The organism is Zetaproteobacteria bacterium (assembly GCA_003696765.1).
Taxonomy (GTDB): Bacteria; Pseudomonadota; Zetaproteobacteria; order Mariprofundales; family J009; genus RFFX01.
In genome coordinates, this window is sequence record RFFX01000066.1 from 1 (window position 1) to 3,792 (window position 3,792).

General features: G+C 70.8%; 8 protein-coding genes. All 8 read left to right on the plus strand.

Annotated elements, in window-relative coordinates; genetic code table 11:
- Positions 1-207 precede the first annotated feature (207 nt).
- A complete protein-coding gene (locus D6682_06485; GenBank protein RMH50615.1) occupies positions 208-1,173 on the plus strand; it encodes an RluA family pseudouridine synthase in 966 nt (321 codons plus the stop codon).
- Positions 1,174-1,228: 55 nt separating this feature from the next.
- A complete protein-coding gene (pgeF, locus tag D6682_06490) occupies positions 1,229-1,906 on the plus strand; it encodes a peptidoglycan editing factor PgeF (protein ID RMH50616.1) in 678 nt (225 codons plus the stop codon).
- A 13-nt stretch (positions 1,907-1,919) separates the two neighbouring features.
- The gene (locus D6682_06495; GenBank protein RMH50617.1) at positions 1,920-2,357 is read left to right on the plus strand and encodes a MerR family transcriptional regulator; all 438 of its coding nucleotides are present in this window, start codon (positions 1,920-1,922) and stop codon (positions 2,355-2,357) included.
- Entirely contained in the window at positions 2,170-2,646 is a 477-nt protein-coding gene (locus D6682_06500; GenBank protein RMH50622.1) for a hypothetical protein, read from the plus strand. Before D6682_06495 ends, D6682_06500 begins: the two co-directional genes overlap by 188 nt.
- A 46-nt stretch (positions 2,647-2,692) precedes the next feature.
- Positions 2,693-3,022 carry a mercuric transport protein periplasmic component gene (locus D6682_06505; GenBank protein RMH50618.1) on the plus strand — a complete coding sequence of 110 codons (330 nt, stop codon included), beginning with the start codon at positions 2,693-2,695 and terminating at the stop codon, positions 3,020-3,022.
- The gene (gene merF / locus D6682_06510) at positions 3,019-3,261 is read left to right on the plus strand and encodes a mercury resistance system transport protein MerF (GenBank protein RMH50619.1); all 243 of its coding nucleotides are present in this window, start codon (positions 3,019-3,021) and stop codon (positions 3,259-3,261) included. Before D6682_06505 ends, merF begins: the two co-directional genes overlap by 4 nt.
- Positions 3,258-3,509, plus strand: coding sequence for a hypothetical protein (locus D6682_06515; GenBank protein RMH50620.1), 252 nt, complete (start codon positions 3,258-3,260; stop codon positions 3,507-3,509). Before merF ends, D6682_06515 begins: the two co-directional genes overlap by 4 nt.
- A gap of 80 nt (positions 3,510-3,589) precedes the next feature.
- Positions 3,590-3,792 (plus strand): hypothetical protein (locus tag D6682_06520; protein ID RMH50621.1); only part of this gene is annotated, 203 nt, incomplete at its 3' end.

Genomic DNA, 3,792 nt, shown 5'->3' on the forward strand with positions numbered 1-3,792 from the left:
GAGGGGGGCGGTGACGGGGGCGGTGCCGCCGTCGCGGCGGGGGAGGAGGAGCACAAGCCGAAGCGGCGCCGCCGCAGGCGCCGTCGCCGGTCGGCGGATGGGGGTGATCCTGCTGCGGAACCGGAAGGGGCCGCCGGTGCCGACGGGGGGGGAGCAGCCGGTGGAGCCGACGCCCCCGGCGGTGCGGACTGACCGGCGCGCGGGGTCGTGACGGCGGCCGTCCGGAGCGTACGTGTCGTCGTGCCGGAGGAGCTGGCCGGCAGCAGGCTGGATGAGGCGCTCGCCCGGCTGAGCGATCAGTCGCGCAGCCGCATCCAGGGTCTGCTGCGTGCCGGAGCGGTCACCGCCGACGACGACGGCCGGATCCGGGCGGCGCGCAAGGTGCGCCCGGGTGAGCGCTTCACCATCCACCTGCCCGAGCCTGCGCCGCCGATGCTGGAGCCGGAGGCGGTGGCGCTGGATATCCTCTTCGAGGACGATCATCTGCTGGTGGTCAACAAGCCGGCCGGGATGGTGGTCCACCCCTCCTGCGGTCATGAGCGCGGCACGCTGGTCCACGCCCTGCTGCACCGCTGCCCCGATCTTCCCGGGATCAACGGCGTCCAGCGTCCCGGTATCGTCCACCGGCTCGATCGGGACACCTCCGGTGCGCTGGTCGTGGCCAAGGAGGAGGAGACCATGCGTGCGCTGGGGGCCTGCTTTGCCCGCCACGACCTCGAGCGGCAGTACCTCGCCTGGTGCCGTGGGGTGCCGGCCTGGTCGCGCCGCACCATCGACCTTCCGGTGGGGCGCCATCGCCGCAACCGGCAGAAGATGGCCGTGCGGCCCGACGGCAAGCGCGCGGTCACCGAAGCGGTATGCGAGCTGCGCCATCCGCTGGGGTTCTCCCGATTGCGGCTGACGCTGCACACCGGGCGGACCCACCAGATCCGCGTCCATCTCAGCCACATCGGCCTCCCCATCCTGGGAGATCCGCTCTACGCCAGGTCGTTCCACCCCGACCAACGCACCCCCGCGGCGCTGCGGGAGGCGATCGACGCGCTGCCCGGTCAGGCGCTCCATGCCGGAGTGCTCGCCTTTCGCCATCCCGTCAACGGTGCGATGCTGCGCTGCGTTGCGCCGCCTCCTGCGCCGCTGGCCGCGCTCGATGCCGCCATGGAGGAGGGCCGATGAGCCACGCAGCCGGCCTTTTGGGCCGATCGGCGGACGGGTCGGGTGGTGATCGGCCGTGGTAGGCTCGCGCATCCTCGCCCGGATCGGCATCCAGGCGGCCTTCACCGACGCCGCCGACGGCGGGGTGCGCGATGCGGCCGATCCCTTGGCCGAGCGGATCGCCTGGCGCGCCGGCTTCCATCTGCCGCTCCACCAGTGCCGTCAGTTGCACGGCGATGCGGTGTGGTGGGTGGAGTGGGGCGATGCCGGTGACGGCGCCGACATCCTGATCAGCCGCAAGCGCCACCATACGCTGGCCATCCGCACCGCCGACTGTCTGCCGGTGTTGCTGGCCGACGGGGAGGCCGGCGTGGTCGCCGCCGTCCATGCCGGCTGGCGCGGCACCGTGTGCAATGTGGTGGCCCGGGCGGTGGCGGTGATGGTGGAGATCGGCGCGCGCGCGGAGCGGATCCATGCCGATTTCGGCCCGGCCATCGGCCCCTGCTGCTTCCGTGTGGAGGGGGAGGCGCGCGCGCGGTTGCAGGCGGCGGCCGACGGCGTGGGGGTGACGGCGGCCGACGGCGCGGCGGCGTATGCCGATCTGGCGGCGATCAACCGTTGGCAGCTGGAGCGCGCCGGCGTGCCGGCCGGCCAGATCGACAGCGATGGTCCCTGTACCTGTTGCAGCGGCGGCTACTTCTCCCACCGGCGTGACCGATCCCCCTGGAGGCAGTTGTCCCTGATCAGCGCTTGAGTCGCGTGCGGGCTTGACCCTGGAGTATGGTTCAGGGTTTAGCCTTTGCTGTGTGAAGATCGGAACCCTCGCTGGAGCTGTCGGCGTCTCCGTGGAGACCGTGCGCTACTACGAGCGGCGCGGGCTGCTTCCCCCCGCGCCGCGCAGCAGCGCCGGCCACCGCTGTTACGGCGCACGCGACGTGGCCCGGTTGCGCTTCATCGTCCAGGCCAAGGAGCTGGGCTTCACCCTGGAGGAGATCGGCCAACTGCTGGCCATCAGCGATGGCGGGCGCACCTGTGCCGAGGTGCGGGCGGTGGCGCAGGCCAAGGCCGCCGAGATCGGCCGCCGTGTGGCGCGGTTGCGGCGTATCGAAGAGCGGTTGCGTGCCCTGGCGGAGCAGTGCGCCCGCGCCGATGGCCACGACCCCTGCCCCATCCTCAATCTGTTGGAGGTGCATGATGACGAATGATTCCATCGAGAAGCGTCCCGGTACGAACGAACATGTCCCCCTGATCGGCGCGGTGATCGCGGGCGGTCTGGCTTCGGCCTGCTGCATCGGGCCGCTGATCGTCGTGCTGCTGGGGTTGGGTTCGGCCTCGGCCTTCGTGGCGCTGGAGCCGTATCGTCCGCTCCTTGCCGTGCTCACCTTTGCGCTGCTCGCCTGGGCCGGCTGGCGGCACTGGCGGGGGCGGAGGCTGTGCGCGGCCAGGAGGGCCGCGCAAATCCGCAGCTTGCTTCTGCAAGCGAAGGATTTGTAAGGCGATCGAAGACCGCGCTCTTCGATCGCCGTCAAGCAAAAAGTCCATGGACGGACTTTTTGCGATCGGATCAGGAGAACAACCCATGCGAAGATTCGCGCTTTCATTCGTATTTCTGTCCATGACCGCCATATATGCACAGAATGGCGCTGCAAAGGAACAAACCGTAACCATGCATGTGTCCGGCATGACCTGCGGTGCCTGTCCGGTCACTGTGCGCCACCGCGCCCTGCAGTTGAAGGGGGTCCATGCCGCCCGCGTCGATCTGGAGCGGGCGACGGCCACGGTCACCTACGACGATGGCGAGCAGTCGCCGCAGGCCATCGCCGCGGCGATCACCGCGCTGGGCTATCCGGCCAGGGTGGTGGCACCATGAGGCCTGCGACCTTGCTGAAGATCGGCCTCGTCGGGGCGGGGGTTTCCGCCGTCTGTTGCTTCACCCCGCTGCTGGTCGTGCTCTTCTCCGCGCTGGGATTGGCGGCGTGGAGCACCCATCTCGACGTCGTGCTGCAGCCATCGCTTCTCTTCTTCATCCTGCTCACCATCTACGGTGTCTACCGGCAGGGGATGGCGACCGGCAAGCCCGGTCGTCGTTCGGAAGGGGGCTCCTCGTGAGCGACGGAAGCGGCGCCGCTTCGGCGGCCGGGGTTCGGCTGCGTTCGACCATCACCTGCCCCCACTGCGGCCACCGCTCCCGTGAGACGATGCCGACCGACGCATGCCAGTGGTTCTACCGCTGCCCCTCCTGCCGGATGCAGCTACGCCCGAAGCCGGGGGATTGCTGCGTCTTCTGCTCCTGGGGGGATGTTCCCTGCCCGCCGGTGCAGTTGCAGCGGGGGCGGGCGTGCTGCGGGCCGCAGTAGCGCGGGGGGTGGTGTCCGGCAGCCGGGAGGGGCGGAGGCCGCATCCCCTTCCACGGGGGGATGCGGTCGGACGGCTGGCTGTGGGCGCGCATCTGGTGGCGGCCACGCCGGCCCTGGCGGCCGACTGGCGGCGCCGCGCGATGCCGGCGGACAGCCCGGCAGCGCCGGCAGCGAATGTGGATGACTGGTCCGAGTGGCTGCATCGCCTGACAGCCGAAGGGCCGGATGCGCCCGTGCCGCTGACTCGGGCGCAGGAGCTGGCGCTCTGGGAGCGGGTGATTGC

What these genes read in the sequence shown, in the direction of transcription:
- D6682_06500 (RMH50622.1), top strand. Translation starts at nt 2,170, where the DNA reads ATGGCGGGCGCACCTGTGCCGAGGTGCGGGCGGTGGCGCAGGCCAAGG.
- D6682_06505 (RMH50618.1), top strand. Translation starts at nt 2,693, where the DNA reads ATGGACGGACTTTTTGCGATCGGATCAGGAGAACAACCCATGCGAAGA.
- merF (RMH50619.1), top strand. Translation starts at nt 3,019, where the DNA reads ATGAGGCCTGCGACCTTGCTGAAGATCGGCCTCGTCGGGGCGGGGGTT.